General features: G+C 45.0%; 1 protein-coding gene. It reads left to right on the top strand.

Features of this window, described 5'->3' with window-relative positions:
* Positions 1-353 (top strand): DUF4972 domain-containing protein (locus D0T60_RS18540; RefSeq protein ID WP_163219968.1); only part of this gene is annotated, 353 nt, incomplete at both ends.

Here is a 353-nt window from a genome sequence, read left to right as displayed (position 1 = left end):
ACTTCTCGTTTCAAAGACATTGGTCATGACATTAACATACACGATGTTACTTACGAAAACTCTCAGGCCCGGGAGCGTACTCAAATATTAATGGATATAGCTATTGGCAATCTGGAAGTAACATTGGGAGGAAAACCATATAGCGGTTATCCTTGCTTTAGTGCCCCGGACGACTTTTTATTTGCCATGACGGACTTGCAGCAGAACTCCGATTATGGAAACAAAACCGGGCAGTATCCGGCAGAAAGCCGCGCCATCCTGAGCAAATGCATCTCGTTCGTCGATGCTGAATCCCAACTGAAACTTATCAATGATGTCGTCTCTGAATCCTCTTTGCCGGAAGTAAGCCATAC

This window comes from Bacteroides sp. 224 (assembly GCF_010500995.1).
In the GTDB taxonomy this organism is placed as follows: Bacteria; Bacteroidota; Bacteroidia; order Bacteroidales; family Bacteroidaceae; genus Bacteroides.
Note: the sequence above shows the minus strand (reverse complement) of the source record. Positions and strands in the feature narration are given on the sequence as shown.